Raw genomic sequence first — 18454 nt, forward strand, 5'->3', positions numbered from 1 at the left:
GATGGGTAAGATCCGGCTCCATGACCTACACCCTCACCACCCCGCTTTATTACGTCAACGACAAGCCGCACCTTGGCAGTGCGTACACCACCCTGGCCTGTGATGCCCAGGCCCGTTTCCAGCGTTTGAAGGGCGAGCCGGTGTTGTTCATCACCGGATGTGATGAACATGGCCTCAAAATTCAACGCACGGCAGAAGCCAGCGGTGTCAGCCCCCAGGCCCACTGCGATCAGGTCAGCGAAACGTACGAGAAGCTCTGGCAACGCTGGACGATCAGCAACGATCGCTTCATCCGCACCACCGATCCTCGCCACAGGCAGATTGTCGAGCAGTTCTACCGACGGGTTGAGGCTTCAGGCGATGTGGTGGAAGGCCGCCAGCAGGGCTGGTACTGCGTGGCTTGCGAAGAGTTCAAGGATGATGCCCTCGGGGCTGAGGATCCGGAGTGCTCGATTCACCGCCGGCCGCTGGAGTGGCGCGATGAGCTCAACCTGTTTTTCCGCCTGTCGCGTTATCAGGCTCAGATCGAAGCTTTGGTGAGCCAGCCGGGCTTCATCGCACCAGCCAGCCGGCGCCGCGAGGTGGAGAACTTCGTGGCCCAGGGGCTACGCGATTTCTCGATCTCCCGCCTGCACCTGCCCTGGGGGATCCCCGTTCCCGGCCATGCCGATCACACTTTCTATGTGTGGTTCGATGCCTTGCTGGGGTACATCACGGCCCTGCTTGAGCCAGGCGATCCCGCCGATCTGGATCTCGCCATCACCCGCGGTTGGCCAGCCCATGTCCACGTGATCGGCAAGGACATCCTGCGCTTCCATGCCGTCTACTGGCCCGCCATGCTGCTCTCGGCGGGCCTGGAGCCGCCCCAGCAGGTGTTTGGCCATGGCTTCCTGACCCGGGAGGGCCAGAAGATGGGTAAATCATTGGGCAATGTGCTCGATCCAGCCGAGCTTCTGGAGCATTACGGCCGCGACGCGGTGCGCTGGTATCTGCTGCGCGACATCACCTTTGGTGATGACGGGGACTTCCAGCAGCAACGCTTCCTCGATCTGGTCAACAACGACCTGGCCAATACGATCGGCAACCTGCTCAACCGCACCACCTCAATGGCCCGGCGCTGGTTTGATAACGCCGTGCCTCCCGTCTCGGCTGGATTCATGGCCGACCATCCCTTGGCGGCGGCGGCGGCTACGGCCCGGGAGCTGGTGCTTGCTGGCATGGAGCGCCTGGACTTCCGTCAGGCCGCTGAAGCCGCGTTGCAACTGGCGATCGCCGCTAACGGCTACCTCAACGAACAGGCGCCCTGGAGCCGGATCAAACAGGGGGACGGTCGCCTGCAGGTGGCCGATGATCTCTATGTCGTTCTGGAGGCCAGCCGGCATGTGGCCCTGCTCCTGGCGCCCCTGCTGCCCGATCTCTGCGAAAGGATGTTGAAGCAACTCGGTCAGCCTCCACTGTCCAGTGGCGCTGCCGGCACTTGGTTGGAGCAACTGCGCTGGGGCGTTCTCGAAGAGGGTCTCCCCTTGCCCCAGCCTGAGCCGGTCATGGCCCGGCTTGAGCCGGGGGAATGAGGATGGGCCGTCTGGCATCCCTGCTGCTGATCGCCCTGATGGGCGGCTACGCCCTCTCCGGATGCACCCGGACGCCAGAAAAGAAGACAGAAACGCAGCAGTTCGTCTTTCAGTCGCTCAACCTGCGCCAATCCGATGACAAAGGCCGCCCTGCCTGGTCGCTGATCAGCCCTGAAGCCAGCTATGACCTCGAGCGGAAAATTGCCCAGGTCAAACAGCCCCGGGGCGTGATCTATGCCAAAGGCAAGCCGCAATACAACATTTCCGCCACCAGCGGCACGGTGATCAACGACGGCGAAGTGATCCAGCTGGAGGGGAAGGTAAAGATTCAGGCGGTCGGACCCAAGCCCTCGGTGATTTCAGGGGATCGGCTGCGCTGGATCCCCAGCCGGCAGAGGATCTCCATCGATCGCCGTCCGATGTTGGTTGATCGTTCCTCCCGCCTCACGGCTGATACGGCCCTGTTCTTGCTGGACCAGGACAAACTGGAGCTGCGGGGCCGCACCCGGCTGGTCAACTCCACCATCGACCTGCAGGTGGCCCAGGCCGACTGGTTCGCGGCCAGTGGCGTCCTCAAGGCCCCCGGCCCGGTCAAAGGGATCCGGCGACTCAAGAACAAGCAGGAGCAGACCCTCACAGCGTCCGCCCTGGAAGGCAACACCCGCACCGAAGTGATCGATGCCTTAGCTCCAGTGCGCTTTGTGGATCCTTCCCAGGACGCCGTGTTCAATGGCCAGCGCACCCGCTGGGACAGCGCACGCCAGCGGCTCAGCACGGCCTTGCCCTTCGTTGCCCAGATTGGAAACCAGGAGGTGCGGGGCCAGTCTCTGGAACTGCAACTCGATGAGAAGTGGGCCTTGATTCCGGCCGGCTGCGACCTGCGCCAACCGGGCGAAGGCCTGACGGCTAACGATTGTCTCTACAACTGGGCTGACCAGTCGGTGCGGGCCCGGGGAAACGTGGTGTTTCGTCGCGAAGCCAACCAACAGGTCACCCGCAGTGAGGTGCTCAACGGCAAGGTGGATGGGAAGGGTCTCGCCGTGTTCACGACACCGGGGGGTCGGGTGAAATCCCAGCTTCAGGTTCCGCCGGCAAAAGAGTCTCCGACAGGGGAATCGGCGGGCAGCCGCTCTCCCCGCTCCAGGCCTCCAGTGACGTTCTGATCTTCTCCGTCCAGCCCTCAAGCCAGGTTTCATCGGCCTTGCTGAAGCAGCGTGGTGACCAGCCACCGAGCACCAGCCAGCCGCCGCCGCCGATCGGCTGGATCAGAACGGCAGGGGTGCCGGCCGGTAGGCCAGTGAACTCCTGCCGGCCCGGGTAGAGCGCCAGGTTCACCAGGGAGATCGCCTTTCCGGTTTGGCGGGACCTCTCGCTGATGGCACCGGGCCGCCAGCGCTCCGTTGCAAGCACCCCCCGCCGCAGGATCGCCACTCCTTGCCAATGGATCAGCACACTGGCCGCTGGAGTGGCCGTGAGCAGCAGCCGGCTCCCCCAGCTCAGCTCGGCAGCCAGCGCTTCTGGCAGGCCATTGATCAACTCCAGGCCCTCCCGTCCCTCCAGGGACACCCGTTCCGGTGCTTTCGGGTTGGCCCGGGTCCAGAGCAGGGCCACCAGCATCAACCCCACGGCCATCAGGCTGGCGAGCACGGCAGAACGCTGCAGGGCAGGGCTGAGTTCAGGCGCGCTGGCCTGGTTGATCAGGCAAAGCAGCAGGCCCAGCAGACCGGCTGCCAGGCAGGCGCGGGCGGGGGCCGGAAGGCCGTTCACGGACGTGGCTGCATGGTGTGACGGGCGAGCTGAGGGCGACGCGGTTCGTGCAAACGCTGACACATGAGCACCCAGGGGGGCCTGAGCCATGACAGGTTTTACAGCGATGCCCTTTTGCACCCAATCTCGCCATGAATGCCAGCAAGGGATTCGCCGCGATCGCCTTGGCGGCGGTGGCCTGTGACGGAGCCATGGGCCTGGAGGAGGCCAAATCGCTGCGCAGCCAGCTCGATCACCGAACCCCCTTCGCCAGCCTGCCGGAGCAGACCATCGCGACGATGTTCGATGATTTGCTGCAGATTCTGCGCAATGACGGCATAGAGGCTCTCGTCTCTGCCGCCATTCCTGCCCTCAACCAGGAGCAGCGCGAAACGGCCCTGGCTGTGGCGGCCCAACTGGTTCATAGCGATCGGGTGGTCGAACCCGATGAACAGGTCTTTCTCGACCGGCTCTCGCTGCAGCTGGAGCTGCCGGAGTCGAGAGCGCAGCAAATCCTTGAGGTGATTCAGATCCTCCACCGCGACAGCCTGGCCGAGTGAAGGCAGACTGAAGTCAAGCCCGCCCTGCCAATCGTCATCCGTGCGCTTGCCGCCGCTCCTGCCCCGACTCCTGGCGGCCTTGGCCGTTCTGGTGTTCCTGTTCCTTCCCCTGCAGCCCTTGCTGGCAGCCGGAGTGGACGACTACCCCGCCGAGGCTCCCCAGCAGAGGTTGATCGATCCGGCCAGTCTGTTCAGTCGCTCCACCGCCAAGGAGTTGGAACATCGCCTCGAAGATTTCGAAGCGGGCCATGTCCAGGCCCATCTGATCACAGTCGATCGCCTCGATTACGGACTTGAACTCGAGAGCCTGGGCGCCCAGATGGAGGAGCGCTGGAGCCAGGCCAACCCCGGCCGGGATTCCAACCTGTTGCTGCTGATCGACGCCCAGACCAACACAGCCTCTGTGGTGGCTTCGCCCGATCTGTTGATGCAGTTGCCCCAAGACCTGTTGATCAGCACGGCGGACACGACCATGGGCATTCCTATGCGGATGGGATCGCGCTACCGCCAGGCCTCACTCGATGCGCTCAACCGCCTGGAAGTGGTGCTCAACGGCGCCGATGATCCCGGTCCTCCCGAGCAGCAGGTGCAGGTCGAGATCGTCACCAACATCCCAACCCAAGCTGAAACCGCTGCGGGAAGTGGCTTTACCTGGGTGGTCGTGCTGTTGGTGGTCGGCACGATTGTGCCGATGCTCACTTGGTGGGTCTTCTCACGCTGATCTGCCATGACCCTGCGTGATTGGATCGGGACCTTCGGCAGGGCTCGCTCGGTTGATCTCAGCAATGAGCTTGAACGGGCCTATGAAGCGGCGCTGCTGATCCAGAGCCTGGAACTTGAGTACTACAACGATCGTCCGGTACGCCCCGAACTTGCCCTGAGCCTGCCTCGCACGGTGCAGGCTCAGATGCTGCGCCGCTTTCGCACGGCCCTGCAGATCTGCAGCGATTTTCTCGATGGGCCGGCACCCCGCCGCCAAGAGCTCGACAGCCAGGAGCTGCGCCAGCTGCAGCTGATCGAATCGGTGGAGGGGCGCTACAGCAACCGCACCCCGGTGGCGGTCATGAGCCGCTCACCGGAACTCCTGCCCCGCAGCCTGATCGGCGTGGTGGAGCGGGTCCGCCGCCAGCTGGATCCCGAGGCCGAGGCCAATGTGGTCGCCGGCTTTCGTCGTCGCCGCGATTCCACCTTGGTTTCGCTGCGCATCCTCCTGCTGTTGGTGCTCGTGCCCCTGTTGTTCCAGCAGGTCAGCCGAACGTTCGTGATTTCGCCGGTGGTCGATCGTCTGGCCCCTGACGTTCCATTCCTGAGCTACACCAAGCCCCAACTGGAGGAGGCGGCGGTTGAGAAGTTACGCATCTACAAAGCGGAGATCGAGTTCGATGCCCTGCTCAAGGGCGACGATCTGCCCAGCCCGGAACTGCTGCACAAGGCCCTCTCCTCGCGAGCCGCAGAGCTGAAGCAGGAGGCCGATGGTCAGAGCACCCGGGCGATCAAGAACGTGCTCTCCGATGGGGTGGGACTGCTGGGCTTCGTGCTGGTCTGCTTCCTTGGCAGGGAGGAACTGCGGGTGCTGCGGGGCTTCCTTGATGAGCAGATCTATGGCCTCAGCGACAGCGCCAAAGCCTTTGCCATCATTCTGTTCACCGATATTTTTGTGGGTTTTCACAGCCCGGAGGGTTGGACGGTGCTGCTCGATGGGGTTTCGAACCACCTCGGTTTGCCCCAGCGGGAGAATTTTGTGCTCCTGTTCATCGCCACCTTCCCGGTGATCCTGGCCACGATCTTCAAGTATTGGATCTTCCGTTATCTCAACCGGGTGTCGCCCTCTTCGGTGGCCACCCTGCGCAACATGAACGGCGGTGGTTGAGGGGGCTATCCAGCCGTCCCAGCCGTCCCGCCTGACGCTGGTGACAGGGCCAAGCCGCAGTGGCAAGAGCCGCTGGGCCGAGCATCTCGCCACCACCAGCGGTCTGCCCGTTCTGTACTTGGCCACAGGACCCCTCTATCCCGGGGATCTGGCCTGGCAGCAGCGCCTGGCCCTTCACCGCCAGCAGCGTCCAGCCAGCTGGCCCACCTGGGAGGTGGAGGGGGCCCTGGCTGAGGCGCTTGATCGGGTTCCTCCCGGCTGTTGTGTCTTGATCGATTCCCTGGGCACCTGGCTGAGTCATCACTTGGAGCTGGAGTCCGCGGACTGGCAGCGCCAGCAGAACGGCTTGTTGGCGGCCCTGGAGCGTTGCTGCAGCCCGCAGCTGGTCGTGTGTGAGGAGACCGGCTGGGGCGTGGTGCCCGCCACGGCGATCGGTGGCCGCTTCCGGGACCGCCTCGGGCGGCTTGGACAGCTTCTCCAGGCCCGTAGCGGCGCCAGTTGGCTTGTGGTCCACGGCAGGGCCCTCGACTTGCTGGCGCTCAGCCAGCCTGTTCCCCCTGAAGCCACGCCCACAGCTGGTGGGGCCACGCCCTGACTCCCATGCCCCGTCTGGTTCTTTTTCAGCCCCAGATCCCTCCCAACACCGGCAACGTGGCGCGTACCTGCGCCGCTACCAACACCGAGCTGCACCTGATCTGTCCCCTGGGCTTCGCTATCGACGACCGTCAGCTCAAACGCGCCGGGCTCGACTACTGGCCTTGGGTGTCGCTGCATGTCCACGCCGACCTTGCCGCCTTCGAGCTGGAGCGCTCCAGACGGGGTGGGCGACTGGTGGCCCTGACCAGCCAGGTGGAACGCTCCTACAGCGCCTTTCGCTTCGAGGCCAGCGATTGGCTGCTGCTGGGCAGAGAAACCGATGGACTGCCTCCGGACCTGTTGAAGCTGGCCGACGTGCGGCTCACTATCCCGATGACCGGATCGGTGCGCTCGGGCGGAGGGGTTCGCAGCCTGAATCTCTCGGTCGCAGCGGCCGTTGCCCTGTTCGAGGCCCTGCGCCAGCTGGAGACCAATCCGTCCGCTGCCGAGCCCTGCGTGAAGTCATGACAAAACCAGTCTGCGAACCAAGCAACGAAGAGCAGTGAGCGCAAGGGATTGGGGCCTGCATCGGCCCTGCTCAGTTCTGATTCGGGTTCAAGGGTGGGGTCGTCTGGCCGCGCTTGAAGTCTTGATGGCTTGTTTCGAGAGTGCCCAGCCGCTACTCTCAGCGCGGCGCGGGGATAGTGGCTTCTCCACCGTGCCTTGTCCCTTGTGGAAACTGCATGAAGCCTGTTCACTTCTTTCTGGCAATGGCGGGGCCGATTCCGGTCCTCTCGCTCGTGGCAGCTGGAGCTGTGCCCGGTGTAGCCGATTCCCGCTCGCTCAGCTGGGACGACTTGCCCGAGGCCTTGGCTGAGGCTCACCTGGCGCTAGCGCCAGGTGAGCCTTCTGCCAATCGCTTCTGGATCAAAATCAGCAGCCAAGTCAGCATCAGGGAGCTGGCGGATGCCTTGAGCCTTGTGCCCACAGACCTAGCCCAACTCAACAAGCGTCAGGTTGGCCATCGCCTTCAACCAGGTGAATGGGTGCAATTGCCTGGCGAGTCCCAGGAGCGTGCTCGGCGGCTGGACTCACTCGACGCCGGACAGATCCGCCGTACGCCACCCGCTTCGGTTTCTGGGCCTGTTGCCTCCACTGGAGTGGTTCGCTTCGGTGATGATCTTGGCAAGCTGGCGCAGCGTTATGGCATGCGTCTTCAGGATCTGTTACAGCTGAATCCAGGACTCCAGGCTGCCAGCCTGGTAACCGGCACTCAGATTCGTGTCGCTAATTCTTCTCCGGCCCGCAGCCGCATGGTGCTGGGACTCAATCCTGTCGGTAGCGGTGGTCTGAGCTGGCCTGAACTGCCCAGCTTCGGCGGTGAAGCTGAGGTTCGCCCCGCCCCGACCACCACCACCTGGATCTGGCCAGCGAAGGGGGTGTTCACTTCGGGATTCGGTTGGCGCTGGGGTCGCATGCACAAGGGCGTCGACATTGCCAGCAACGTCGGCACGCCGATCGTGGCAGCCCGCTCAGGCCGCGTCAGTTATGCGGGATGGCACAACGGCGGCTACGGCTATCTCGTTGAGATCATCCATGATGATGGCAGCAAAACTCTCTACGGCCACAACAGCCGGGTGACGGTCCAAGTCGGCCAGACGGTTGCTCAGGGCACCAAGATCGCGGCGATGGGCAGTACGGGCCGCAGCACGGGCCCCCACCTTCATTTCGAGATTCACCCTGCCGGTCGCGGTGCGGCCAATCCACTTCAGTTTCTTCCTGGCAGAGCCTGAACAGAAGCTGGTGGAATCGGCGATCGTCTAAACTCCAGAGGATAAGGCTCGGTAGCTCAGCTGGTTAGAGCGTGGGATTCATAACCCCAAGGTCGAGTGTTCAAGTCACTCTCGAGCCATTTGATTCTTCACTCCATTGGATGGAATTGTGATGGTTATTTCATCTATTCGATGTCAACTGTTTTGATTGGTTGACGAGTTTTTTTATTTGGCCTCAGTTAATAGGCCCAAATTGACAGGCCTAACTTAATCGATGTAAGTTAAGGACAACTCAAAAATCACCTTTCTTGCCAGTCCTGTCGAGTCAGACCTGTTGTCAGGACTTGAATCCGATTGGCAGCCTCGGCGGGCATGTCGGATTTTTCAAGGTGCCCTTAATTGGGAATTCCTGAAAAACAAAAGCAAGGCACTCACGCAAAATGCAAGTGCTTCGCCGAAACAGCCAGCGACTCGATGCTGCCTATACCGCAAGCAGCAAATCGTGCGATTGGCCTCTGAGAGAGTAGTAGCCCTCTGAGTTCTCCTCCTGGAGGCTGTAAAGACCCAATAACCAACCCAGAATAAGGACAAAAAAGAGGCGCAGCAGCCTCAGCACCTTCTCGGAGCACATCACGATGAAGGCCATCGAGATCGTGGTCTCGGCACCATGCTTGAGTTTGGCCATGATCTGATCCAATGAATACTTACGCTTTCCAGCTCCAAAGGATCCCTCTACCTCATTGCGTCGGCGCTGATCAGCATTGAGTTGCTGCTTGCGGGCAGCATTCAGCTCTGGGTTCTTTGGGGGACGCCCCAAAGGCTTGCCTGAGAGCCGGATTCCGTTTCTCATGCAGAAGTGTCTATTCTCGCGATTGATGTAGATACGATCAGCGCAGATCCGCTCTGGGTAGCAACCATTGTCTTCTTTATATTTTTCTGCCTGAGCAATGAGATCTCCACCTTCGTTGTATGCATCCCAACTGATGCGATGAAGAAATGGAAAACCATTCTCCACAGTGATGCTGATTTTGGCACCAAACTCCACAGCTGCCCTTGCTTTTCCTCGAACGATCGGCCTCACCTGCTTCTGAACCAGGTGCACCAGCCGATGGGGAATGCTTCTGGTATTGCTTTCGAGAAGGATGGCTTGCTGCCGTGCCAGTTCACTGCAGGCCAGAAGCTTCTGCCACCAGTGCTGCTTGAGGGCAGAAAGGCTTGCCCCAACAGCGATCAACGCGTCGATCGACTCAAGATTGCGCTGCAGGTAGCTGAGCTGCTTCCTCACTGCAGCCTTGATTTTGCGCAGCCTTGGCTTTTTCTGCTTGGCGATCGTGAGGAAGCTGAAACGAGCTTTTTCGCGGTTGTAGTGGGGGCGATGGCGTCCAAAACCTTTGGACTGATGGCAAAGATCATCGATAATCTTTTCAGTGCCATTCCTCGCCTCGTTGAGCAGCTTCAAATCGGTAGGGTAGGTGATGTCTGCAGGGGTGCAGGAAGCATCAATGCTGATCGTTCCCCAGTTCTTGCCTTCTGGCCAGTCAGCTGGCTTGATCATCGAATCAAGTGAGAGCTGCGCGCCACCGTCTCCATCTTGATGATCCGGCTCATCGCTGTCATCAACTCTGGCAGCTACAGCTTCAACCAGCATCTCTTTGCCTCGCTGCACAATCAGCTCATTGATCTTGCGCAGATCTTTATCTGATAGTCGCTTACGGAAATGAACCATCATCGATGGATCAAAAGGGGCTTTGCTTGAGTAGCCAGAGAAGCCAAGAAAATACTGCATGTATGGATTTTCCTGGATCTGCAGTACAGTCTCCTCATCACTCAGACCAAGCCGCTGCTTGATGTAAAGAGCGCCAAACGCTAGGCGTACTGATTTGGCAGGAGCTCCGATCGTGGCGCTGAACTGTGGTGCGTAGGACGATTCAAGCTCTTCCCACGGTATCAACTGAGCAAGAACCACCCAGCGGTTATCTGGATCAAGTGTGCCGCCAAAAGGAAGGTGGAACTCCTCGATGGAGAGCTGGCCATTATGATGTTTCCGATACATTCGTGGCCGTTACACGATGTAGCGAGCAAGGATTTGCTCGGTCATGGCCAGTTTAGCGCCTTTGATTGGCTCAAACCAGCTGCAGGGCAGGGGTTTTGGCTTTTTCAGGAAGCCCTAATTGTTTCTGGCTTGTTAAATTTAGCATAATAACAAAAATCTATCGATTAATCCTATCCTTAAAAAGATTCTGATTGATCAAACTATTGTTGCCTGAGTAGAAAACGACCTGGCAACCGTTGTTTTTTATGGAAATCTACCTTCGGCTTCGTTAAGCCTTACGCTTTTTGTAGTTGCACTTCTTTGAATACCATCTTCTTGTCAGCCAAGACTTCATGCTTGGATTGTTGTCATGTTGTCAGGCTCCAATAGAGCTGCTGGCATCGCTGCAATCGTCGCTGCAACTTGTTCTGCTCGCGATGCCTGGGATCGTGCTTCAACAGTTCAACGCATGTCGATCGCATTGAGCCGATCGCGAAAGCTCCTGGATGAACCGTTGGCGTCCAGCTCAGCGGCGTCGCTGAAGGATTCCGACTTGCTGGATGGGGAGCCGTAGCCACTGGAGCGGCGCGAACGGCTGTAACCCATGGGTTGGGGTCGCATCTCAATCGCGCCAGTGCCAGCTCCTCGGGTACCACCAGCTGCCGCGTCTCCTTCCGCCTGCTGGCGCGGGAGGGGATGGGCCTTGAGCTCACCGCGGAGTTGGTTGAGGAGCCGAAAATGACCAGTGGTGTTGAACTTGCGCAGAATCGCCGGATCCCAGGACATGGAGCTGCTTGCTTTTTAGATTCTCCCCTAACCTTACCCCCCGCCCAAGCATCAAGTTTCGTGATAAATTGAAACACAGGCAGGTGGTCGTTCGTCAGGCTCAATCCTTCAGGCTGAAGACTTGCCTTCCCTGCCATTCCCTTTCTCCTCCAGCACCCCTATGACCGTCAACGCTTCGCTGCGCGTTGGTCAACAGGCCCCAGGGTTCACCGCAACAGCGGTTGTTGACCAGGAATTCAAAGATGTGTCATTGGCTGATTACCGCGGCCAGTACGTGGTGCTGTTTTTCTACCCGCTTGATTTTACGTTTGTTTGTCCAACGGAAATCACGGCGTTCAGTGATCGATACAGCGAGTTCAGCAACTTGAACGCCGAGGTTCTCGGTGTTTCAGTTGACAGTCAGTTCAGCCACCTGGCCTGGATCCAGACCGACCGCAGCCAAGGCGGGCTGGGTGATATTGCCTACCCACTGGTCGCCGATCTCAAGAAAACAATCGCCAGTTCCTACAACGTTCTCGACGAGGACGCCGGTGTGGCTTTGCGCGGTCTGTTCATCATCGATCCCGATGGCATCGTCCAGCACGCCACCATCAACAATCTTTCTGTTGGTCGCAACGTCGATGAAACTCTGCGGGTGCTGCAGGCCTTCCAATACGTGCGGGCTCACTCCGGTGAGGTCTGCCCCGCCAACTGGACCCCGGGCGAACTGACCATGAAGCCCGATCCCGTCGGCAGCAAGGTGTTCTTCGCCGCCATCAGTTGAGCGGCCCCCACCCCGTGTTGCCCTATCCGAGCAGGCTCGCTAGCAGCCGCTGCCCGTCGATCCCGCCCAGCAGGGGATCACAGGCTCGCTCCGGATGGGGCATCAAACCCAGAACGTTGCCCGCCGGGTTGCAGAGGCCGGCGACATTGCCGATCGAGCCATTGGGATTGCGCTGGTAGCGCAGCACCACCTGTCCCTTCTCTTCCAGCTCTGCCAGGCTTCCTGCCTCCAGCTGGTAGCGCCCTTCGCCATGGGCGATCGGTAAATGGATCGTCTCCCCGGCGGCATAGCCCTGCAGCCAGCGGCAGGGTCCGGGTTGGACATTGAGCGTCGCGGGCTCACAGAGAAAGTGCAGGCGCCTGTTGCGAGTCAGGGCCCCGGGTAGCAGGCCAAGCTCGGTCAGCACCTGGAAGCCGTTGCAGATCCCCAGCACCGGCCCACCCCTGGCGGCAAAGGCCACCACTTCCTGGAGCAGGGGCGCGAAGCGGGCAATGGCGCCACAGCGCAGATAATCGCCGTAGCTGAATCCACCCGGCAAGACCACAGCCTCCAATCCGCTGAGATCCCGCTGTTCATGCCACAGAAAGCGGGTTGGAATTCCCAGGCATCCTTCGGCGGCCCACTGCACGTCTCGGTCGCAGTTGGAGCCAGGAAAAACGGCAATACCAATGGTCACGCCGCCGCCCCCGCCTCGGCGGACTGCAGTTCCAGGGACCAGTCCTCGATCACAGGGTTGGCCAGCAACCGTTCGCTCAGCAGTTCCAGTTGGGAGCGGGCCGAGCTGGCGTCGATCGCCTCGATCTCGATCTCCACTGCCTTGCCGATCCGCAGGCCGACAACCCCCTCAACGCCCAGCCTGGCCGCGGCGGCGCGGGTGGCCTCGCCGGCTGGATCGAGAACCGAGGGCCTCAGGCTGACCAGAACGCGGGCTTGAAAGCGTGGCACTGGCAGCTCAGGAGATTGATTAAATCTTGCCATCGCACGCTCCTGCAGCTCCTGGCGCTGATCCAGGTTGAAACTGTGGGAAGCGGGGATGGCTGTGATGCTGGAGACAACGGGATGGCCTTCAACGGTCGCCTCCGCTCTGGAGCGAGTTCGCAGGCCTCTGGGCTTGGCCATCGGCATCGGCGGCGCTCTGGCCATGCTTCTGCTCTCGGCAGCCCTCGCGGATCAACAACGGCTTCAGTTGCGCTGTCGCACCGATCAGGGTCCTTGGCAGGCCTGTGTGATGCGGATCGAGGCGGTCGGCGAGCGCTGGAGCCTCGAACTACCTGATGACAGCTTCGATTTCCGCCATGACGGCAGCGGCATTGTCGAGATGTCGCGGGCCGGTGCTGGTCAGTGGAGGCCAGTCACCAGCCAATGGAGCCCGGAGCATGCGCTCTGCTGGAACGGACTTTGTGCCCTGGGTCAGTTTCCGCTCGATTGAGACGCTCAGAGAACCTCAGCTGTTCTGAGCGCTAGCAAGCAAGGCAGTTTCCAGGACAGCTCGATCGAGCTGCAGCCCAAGGGCAACCAGCTCAAGCACCGGCAGCTCAATCGTCGCAGGCTGTGCCGGCCGGACCCCGGCCTGAGGATGCGCCTCATACCAACACTCCAGCCGAGGCCCCACCGCCTGGATCTGCAGGGGACGGACCTTGCCAGGCTGTTGCAACGAGCCTTTGAGGCGAAGAATGGCCTGGCGCTCGATCTGATCGCGCAGGATCGCCTCCAGCCTCTGGCGATTGAAACGGCCTTCCAGCCGGATCGCCACCGATTGCATCGGCACGTGGCTGTGGTCGTGATGGTCGTGGTCGTGATGATCGGAGTCATGGTCTGAATGGTGGACATCGCCCGCCTGAACGCCCGAGCCGGCTCCCAGATCGACACGGGAGAGACCCAGCAACAACTCTGGTGCGATCCGACCCTGCTCCACCGGCAGCACCTGGGTGCCGGGACGGGTCGCCTGGCCGATGCGTTCGCGCACGCGCGCCAGTTGGCTGGGCTCGAGGCGGTCGGCCCGACTGACCAGCACCAGATCGGCCGCTTCGAGTTGCTCGTCGAAGAGATCCTCTAGGTCGCTGAAGTGATCAAGGCTGGGGTCAGCGGTCCGTTGTCGCTCGATGGCGGCGGGATCGCCAACCACGCTGCCCAGGGCCAGGGCTTCGCCATCCACCATCGCCACCACACCATTCACCAGGGTGCGGGTGCGGATCTCCGGCCAGGAGAAGGCCTGGACCAGGGGCTCAGGCAGGGCAAGACCACTGGTTTCAACCACGATCCCGTCAAGGCGGTCGGCCGAAGCGAGCAGGGTCTGCATCGTCGGCAGGAAGTCGTCTTGAACGGTGCAACAGAGGCAACCGTTGGCGAGCTCCACCAGCCGGTCTTCGGCCTCATCTTCTGGGCAGAAGCCGCAGCTGCGCAGCAGGGCTCCATCAATGCCCACTTCACCGAATTCGTTGACGATCACTGCCAGGCGCAGCCCGCTGTTCAGCAGCAGATGGCGCATCAACGTGGTCTTGCCTGCTCCAAGAAAGCCTGTCACCACGGTGACCGGCAGGCGCCGCTGGGTTGTGCTGGTGGTCATCTCAGGCCCCTTGGCTTGTAAATGGCTCATTCAGCTGGCGTGTTGATGCCGGCAGGGTCGCGAAGGACCGAAAAGCAATGGTCATGGGATTGCGTCCGGTCCGCGCCGGGATTGAGGGAGACAAACCGGTGGCTGATCCCCAGCGGAACCAGGGCAGAAATCTATCGGCAACCCAGGCTTTCAGCCGTGGCGGCGCCGGTGCTCGCATTCACTCCCGCCGCTCTGGCGCAGAGGGCACGCTGCTGGGAGAGATCCAGCACCGCATCACTGAAATCTGCGCCCTCAATCTCGGCATTGGTGAAGCGGCTCTGCATCAACATCGCGTGACGCAGCACGGTGCCGCGCAGATCGGCGCCATCGAAGCGTGTGGCAAAAGCCACCACATCCTCGAGATTGGCGCCGCTCAGGTCGCTGTCCCTCAAGTCGCTGGAATTGAACACAGCTCCGCGCAGATCGGCTTCGCCCAGATCAAAGCCCCGCATTTCGGCCTTGAGGAATTCCTGCTGCTTGAGATCACGGCCGTGCATGTTGGGCTCGAGATCCTGCAGGGAGCGTTGACCGCGCAGCTCCGGCGCCGTGATCGCCCAGGCCGGCGCCACCGGTAAGGCGAGGCCGGCTGCGCCCAGCATCAGCAGCAGTAAGACCAGGCTGATCCCGCGTTGATAGATCCCGTGTTGAAGAAGTGGGAACAAAGGCGCAGACCTAGCTTGTGCCTTCAAGCTATGCCAGGCCAAGGCCAAGACGCGTTTCTGCATGAGCATGTCCCTGCGGGTGGTGGTGCCACCCCATCCCCTGATCACCCACTGGCTTACCGTGCTGCGCGATGAAGCCACCCCACCGGCCCTGTTCGCCAGTGCCATGGCCGAACTGGGCCGCTGGCTCACCTACGAGGCGCTCAGGGATTGGTTGCCCCACCGTCCTGTCACAGTGCAGACTCCCCTGGCCCCTGCCGAGGGAACCGTGGTGGATGGAACCATCCCTCTGCTGGCGGTACCGATCCTGCGGGCAGGTCTGGGCCTCTGGCAAGGAGCCCAGACAGTGCTTCCCACCGCCCGGGTGGCCCATGTGGGTCTGGTGCGCGATGAGGTCAGCGGCATCGCCCGCTGCTACCTCGACACACTGCCTTCCAGCATTGGCCCCCAGGTGGGCGTGCTGGTGTTCGACCCGATGTTGGCCACGGCCGGCAGCTTGATCCAGGTGCTGGAAAAGCTAGAAGCACTCGGTGTGGGCGGCGATCGTCTGCGGGTGATCACGGCGATTGTGGCCAGCCCCGGCCTCAAGACTCTGGGGGAGCGTTTTCCCCAGCTCACCATCTACAGCGCCTGCATCGACGCCGAGCTCGACGACGCCTTTCGGATCGTGCCGGGCCTGGGCGATGCCGGCGACCGCCTCTTCGGTTCCCAGCAGCCCCAGATTTAAGATCCAGGCCCTTGCCTGTGGCTCTATGGCCGTTGCCGCCGCCGGAAGCCTTCATGCGGGAGCCCGGGTGCTCGGTGATCGGGGGGCGGCCAGCCTGCGCGGGATCGTGAGGGTACCGGGTGACAAATCGATCTCGCACCGTGCCCTGCTGTTCGGGGCGATCGCCATCGGCGAGACCGCGATCGAGGGCCTGCTGCCCGCCGAAGATCCGCTCAGCACGGCGGCTTGCCTGCGGGCGATGGGGGTGGGCGTGAGCCCGATCGTGGCGGGCCAAACCGTGCGGGTGGAGGGTGTTGGCCTCGATGGCCTGCAGGAGCCGGAGTCTGTGCTCGATTGCGGTAACTCCGGCACGACGATGCGACTGATGCTGGGCCTGCTGGCGGGCCGCGTTGGCCGCCACTTCGTGCTCGACGGCGATCGCTCGCTGCGGCGCCGGCCGATGCGACGGGTGGGCCAGCCGCTGGCGCTGATGGGGGCTTCGATTCGTGGCCGCTGCGCCGGCAACCTGGCCCCCCTGGCCATTGAGGGGCAAGACCTGCATGGGGCTGTGATCGGCACGCCGATCGCCTCGGCCCAGGTGAAGTCGGCGATCCTGCTGGCGGCCCTGACCGCCAGGGGGAACACCACCGTGATCGAGCCGGCCCGCTCCCGCGACCACAGCGAGCGGATGTTGCAGGCCTTCGGTGCCGATCTCGCCATCGGCGGCGACTCCGGTCGTCATGTCACGGTCCATCCCGGCGCCCAGCTCCATGGCCGCCCGGTGGTGGTGCCCGGCGACATCAGCTCGGCGGCCTTCTGGTTGGTGGCCGCCGCGATCACCCCCGGCGCCGAGATCACGCTGGAGAACGTTGGGCTTAACCCGACGCGGACCGGCATCCTTGACGTGCTTGAGCAGATGGGTGCCTCGATCGAGCGCTTCAACCTGCGCGAGGTGGCCGGTGAGCCGGTCGGCGATTTGAGGGCGCGCCATGGGCCCCTGCGCCCCTTCACGATCGCTGGCGATCTGATTCCCCGTCTGGTCGATGAGATTCCGGTGCTGGCGGTGGCGGCCTGTTGCGCCGAGGGCATCAGCCGTGTCGGTGATGCGGCCGAATTGCGGATCAAGGAAACCGATCGGCTGGCGGTGATGGCCCGCCAGCTCCTGGCCATGGGTGCTCGCCTTGAGGAAACCCCTGACGGCCTGACGATCGAGGGCGGTCAAGGTCTGCGTGGCGCCGAGGTTGACAGTGAGAGCGACCACCGGGTGGCGATGAGCCTGGCGGTGGCGGCTCAGATTGCCGTGGGGTCCACCCTGCTGCAGGGAAGCGAAGCGGCGGCGGTGTCCTACCCGGGCTTCTGGGACGATCTGGCTCGGCTGCAGGCCTGATCCGGACTGGCGCCAGGCCGGGGGCGGGGGCGAGGGCCGGTAGATTCCGCCCAGATTTCCCAGGCTTTCCATGCTCGCCGTTGCTGTTCTGGCTGCCGGAAAGGGCACCCGAATGAAGAGTGATCGGCCGAAGGTGCTGCAGGAGCTGGCCGGGGTCAGCCTGCTGGAGCGGGTTCTCGGCTGCTGCGAGAGCCTTGCGCCCGATCGCCGCCTGCTGATCCTGGGCCATCAGGCCGAGCGGGTGGAGGCGTCCCTGGCTGGATACCCCGGCCTCGAATTTGTGCGCCAACAGCCCCAGAACGGCACGGGCCACGCCGTCCAGCAACTGCTCGGACCACTCAGCGGTTTCAGTGGCGAACTGCTTGTGCTCAATGGCGATGTGCCCCTGCTCAGGCCTTCCACCCTCGAAGCCCTGCTTGAGCAGCACCGCAGCAACGGGGCCGCCGTCACCCTGCTCACGGCTCGCCTCGACGACCCCACGGGCTACGGCCGGGTGTTCAGCGACGGCGATGGGCTGCTCAGCGCGATCGTCGAACATCGCGACTGCAACGAGTCGCAACGCACCAATGACCTGATCAACGGCGGCATCTACTGCTTCAACTGGAGCCGATTGGCGGCGGTACTTCCCGATCTTGAGGCCAACAACGACCAAGGCGAGGTCTATCTTACCGATACCGTTGCCCTGCTCGATCCAGCCGAGCACCTGGAGGTGGCCGATCCGGGCGAGATCGCCGGCATCAACGACCGGATTCAGCTGGCCCAGTGTGAGGCGGTGCTGCAGGACCGGCTGCGGCGCCACTGGATGGCCGAAGGCGTGAGCTTTGCCGATCCGGCCAGCTGCAGCCTCAGCGATGGCTGTCGCTTTGGGCGTGACGTGTTGGTTGAACCGCAGACCCACCTGCGTGGCGATTGCCAAATCGGAGCCGGTTCCCGACTGGGGCCAGGCAGCCTGCTGGAGAACGTCCGACTCGGGGACGGCGTTGAGGTGCTCTATTCGGTGCTGCGCGACGCTGTGGTGGCCGATGGCTGTGTGATCGGCCCCTATGCCCAGCTGCGCCCTGGCGCGGAACTGGGAGCCGACTGCCGGGTGGGCAACTTCGTGGAGATCAAACAGAGCCACCTGGCGGCGGGCTGCAAGGTGAACCACCTCAGCTACATCGGTGATACCGAGCTCGGAGCGGGGGTCAATGTGGGGGCCGGCACGATCACCGCCAACTACGACGGCGTGCGCAAGCACCGCACCGTGATCGGCGCGGGCAGCAAGACAGGGGCCAATTCTGTGCTGGTCGCCCCGATCAAGCTGGGATCGAATGTGACGGTGGGAGCAGGCTCCACCCTCACCCGCGACGTACCGGATGGGGCCCTGGCGCTCAGCCGCACCCCCCAGCGGATCAAAGCCGACTGGCCTGGTCCTGCGGCCTAGGCCG

At 62.4% G+C, this 18454-nt stretch carries 19 protein-coding genes, 1 tRNA gene and 1 pseudogene; 14 read left to right on the top strand and 7 right to left on the bottom strand.

The features are described 5' to 3' along the window. Positions 1-20 precede the first annotated feature (20 nt). Together metG and lptC are read left to right on the top strand one after the other, a co-directional pair. A complete protein-coding gene (metG, locus tag BM449_RS13200) occupies positions 21-1571 on the top strand; it encodes a methionine--tRNA ligase (protein ID WP_071801608.1) in 1551 nt (516 codons plus the stop codon). A 2-nt stretch (positions 1572-1573) separates the two neighbouring features. Beyond that, on the top strand, positions 1574-2734 hold the full coding sequence (lptC, locus tag BM449_RS13205) for an LPS export ABC transporter periplasmic protein LptC (RefSeq protein ID WP_071801609.1): 1161 nt from the start codon (positions 1574-1576) through the stop codon (positions 2732-2734). Here lptC and BM449_RS13210 read toward each other — a convergent pair. After that, positions 2616-3338, bottom strand: a complete 723-nt coding sequence (locus tag BM449_RS13210) for a cofactor assembly of complex C subunit B (protein ID WP_071801610.1) — start codon at positions 3336-3338, stop codon at positions 2616-2618. The genes lptC and BM449_RS13210 overlap by 119 nt on opposite strands. 131 nt (positions 3339-3469) lie before the next feature. On the opposite strand from BM449_RS13210, the gene BM449_RS13215 reads away from it, so the two are divergent. The 7 genes from BM449_RS13215 (at position 3470) to BM449_RS13245 (ending at position 8235) form a co-directional block, all read left to right on the top strand. Beyond that, positions 3470-3877 carry a tellurite resistance TerB family protein gene (locus BM449_RS13215; protein ID WP_071801611.1) on the top strand — a complete coding sequence of 136 codons (408 nt, stop codon included), beginning with the start codon at positions 3470-3472 and terminating at the stop codon, positions 3875-3877. Positions 3878-3917: 40 nt separating this feature from the next. Further along, on the top strand, positions 3918-4598 hold the full coding sequence (locus BM449_RS13220) for a TPM domain-containing protein (RefSeq protein WP_120352795.1): 681 nt from the start codon (positions 3918-3920) through the stop codon (positions 4596-4598). 6 nt (positions 4599-4604) lie between these two features. Continuing rightward, positions 4605-5747, top strand: coding sequence for a proton extrusion protein PcxA (gene pxcA, locus BM449_RS13225; RefSeq protein ID WP_071801613.1), 1143 nt, complete (start codon positions 4605-4607; stop codon positions 5745-5747). Further along, entirely contained in the window at positions 5740-6342 is a 603-nt protein-coding gene (cobU, locus tag BM449_RS13230; RefSeq protein WP_233830794.1) for a bifunctional adenosylcobinamide kinase/adenosylcobinamide-phosphate guanylyltransferase, read from the top strand. Before pxcA ends, cobU begins: the two co-directional genes overlap by 8 nt. A 5-nt stretch (positions 6343-6347) precedes the next feature. Further along, positions 6348-6851, top strand: a complete 504-nt coding sequence (locus BM449_RS13235) for a tRNA (cytidine(34)-2'-O)-methyltransferase (RefSeq protein WP_071801614.1) — start codon at positions 6348-6350, stop codon at positions 6849-6851. Between the two features lie 215 nt (positions 6852-7066). Further along, entirely contained in the window at positions 7067-8116 is a 1050-nt protein-coding gene (locus BM449_RS13240) for a M23 family metallopeptidase (RefSeq protein ID WP_071801615.1), read from the top strand. A 45-nt stretch (positions 8117-8161) separates the two neighbouring features. Further along, a tRNA-Met gene (locus tag BM449_RS13245) sits at positions 8162-8235 on the top strand. Positions 8236-8635: 400 nt separating this feature from the next. Here BM449_RS13245 and BM449_RS13250 read toward each other — a convergent pair. Together BM449_RS13250 and BM449_RS13255 are read right to left on the bottom strand one after the other, a co-directional pair. Next, positions 8636-10148: pseudogene (locus BM449_RS13250) on the bottom strand (IS5 family transposase); the annotation flags it as partial. A gap of 441 nt (positions 10149-10589) precedes the next feature. After that, entirely contained in the window at positions 10590-10913 is a 324-nt protein-coding gene (locus tag BM449_RS13255; RefSeq protein WP_071801616.1) for a hypothetical protein, read from the bottom strand. Positions 10914-11073: 160 nt separating this feature from the next. On the opposite strand from BM449_RS13255, the gene BM449_RS13260 reads away from it, so the two are divergent. Then, the gene (locus BM449_RS13260; RefSeq protein WP_071801617.1) at positions 11074-11676 is read left to right on the top strand and encodes a peroxiredoxin; all 603 of its coding nucleotides are present in this window, start codon (positions 11074-11076) and stop codon (positions 11674-11676) included. 22 nt (positions 11677-11698) lie between these two features. On the opposite strand, the gene purQ is transcribed toward BM449_RS13260, so the two are convergent. Further along, positions 11699-12352 (bottom strand): phosphoribosylformylglycinamidine synthase subunit PurQ, encoded by a 654-nt coding sequence (gene purQ / locus BM449_RS13265; RefSeq protein WP_071801618.1) that lies wholly within the window; start codon positions 12350-12352, stop codon positions 11699-11701. Next, positions 12349-12621 carry a phosphoribosylformylglycinamidine synthase subunit PurS gene (gene purS / locus BM449_RS13270; RefSeq protein WP_071801619.1) on the bottom strand — a complete coding sequence of 91 codons (273 nt, stop codon included), beginning with the start codon at positions 12619-12621 and terminating at the stop codon, positions 12349-12351. The genes purQ and purS overlap by 4 nt, the downstream gene beginning before the upstream one ends. Positions 12622-12787: 166 nt before the next feature. Here purS and BM449_RS13275 point away from each other — a divergent pair, with 166 nt between their 5' ends. Then, positions 12788-13105 carry a hypothetical protein gene (locus tag BM449_RS13275; RefSeq protein WP_145537084.1) on the top strand — a complete coding sequence of 106 codons (318 nt, stop codon included), beginning with the start codon at positions 12788-12790 and terminating at the stop codon, positions 13103-13105. A gap of 15 nt (positions 13106-13120) precedes the next feature. On the opposite strand, the gene cobW is transcribed toward BM449_RS13275, so the two are convergent. After that, positions 13121-14242, bottom strand: coding sequence for a cobalamin biosynthesis protein CobW (gene cobW / locus BM449_RS13280; RefSeq protein ID WP_071802297.1), 1122 nt, complete (start codon positions 14240-14242; stop codon positions 13121-13123). Positions 14243-14403: 161 nt separating this feature from the next. Then, positions 14404-14871 carry a pentapeptide repeat-containing protein gene (locus BM449_RS13285; protein ID WP_233831370.1) on the bottom strand — a complete coding sequence of 156 codons (468 nt, stop codon included), beginning with the start codon at positions 14869-14871 and terminating at the stop codon, positions 14404-14406. A 124-nt stretch (positions 14872-14995) separates the two neighbouring features. Between BM449_RS13285 and upp the strand changes: the two genes are divergently transcribed. The 3 genes from upp (at position 14996) to glmU (ending at position 18450) form a co-directional block, all read left to right on the top strand. After that, entirely contained in the window at positions 14996-15661 is a 666-nt protein-coding gene (gene upp, locus BM449_RS13290) for a uracil phosphoribosyltransferase (protein WP_071801621.1), read from the top strand. A gap of 25 nt (positions 15662-15686) precedes the next feature. Further along, positions 15687-17027, top strand: a complete 1341-nt coding sequence (gene aroA / locus BM449_RS13295) for a 3-phosphoshikimate 1-carboxyvinyltransferase (RefSeq protein ID WP_083544566.1) — start codon at positions 15687-15689, stop codon at positions 17025-17027. Between the two features lie 70 nt (positions 17028-17097). After that, positions 17098-18450: a bifunctional UDP-N-acetylglucosamine diphosphorylase/glucosamine-1-phosphate N-acetyltransferase GlmU gene (glmU, locus tag BM449_RS13300; RefSeq protein WP_071801622.1), complete on the top strand. Its 1353-nt coding sequence runs from the start codon at positions 17098-17100 to the stop codon at positions 18448-18450. The last annotated feature ends 4 nt before the right edge of the window (positions 18451-18454 follow it).

The sequence above is a fragment of the Synechococcus sp. SynAce01 genome (genome assembly GCF_001885215.1).
Taxonomy (GTDB): Bacteria; Cyanobacteriota; Cyanobacteriia; order PCC-6307; family Cyanobiaceae; genus Regnicoccus; species Regnicoccus frigidus.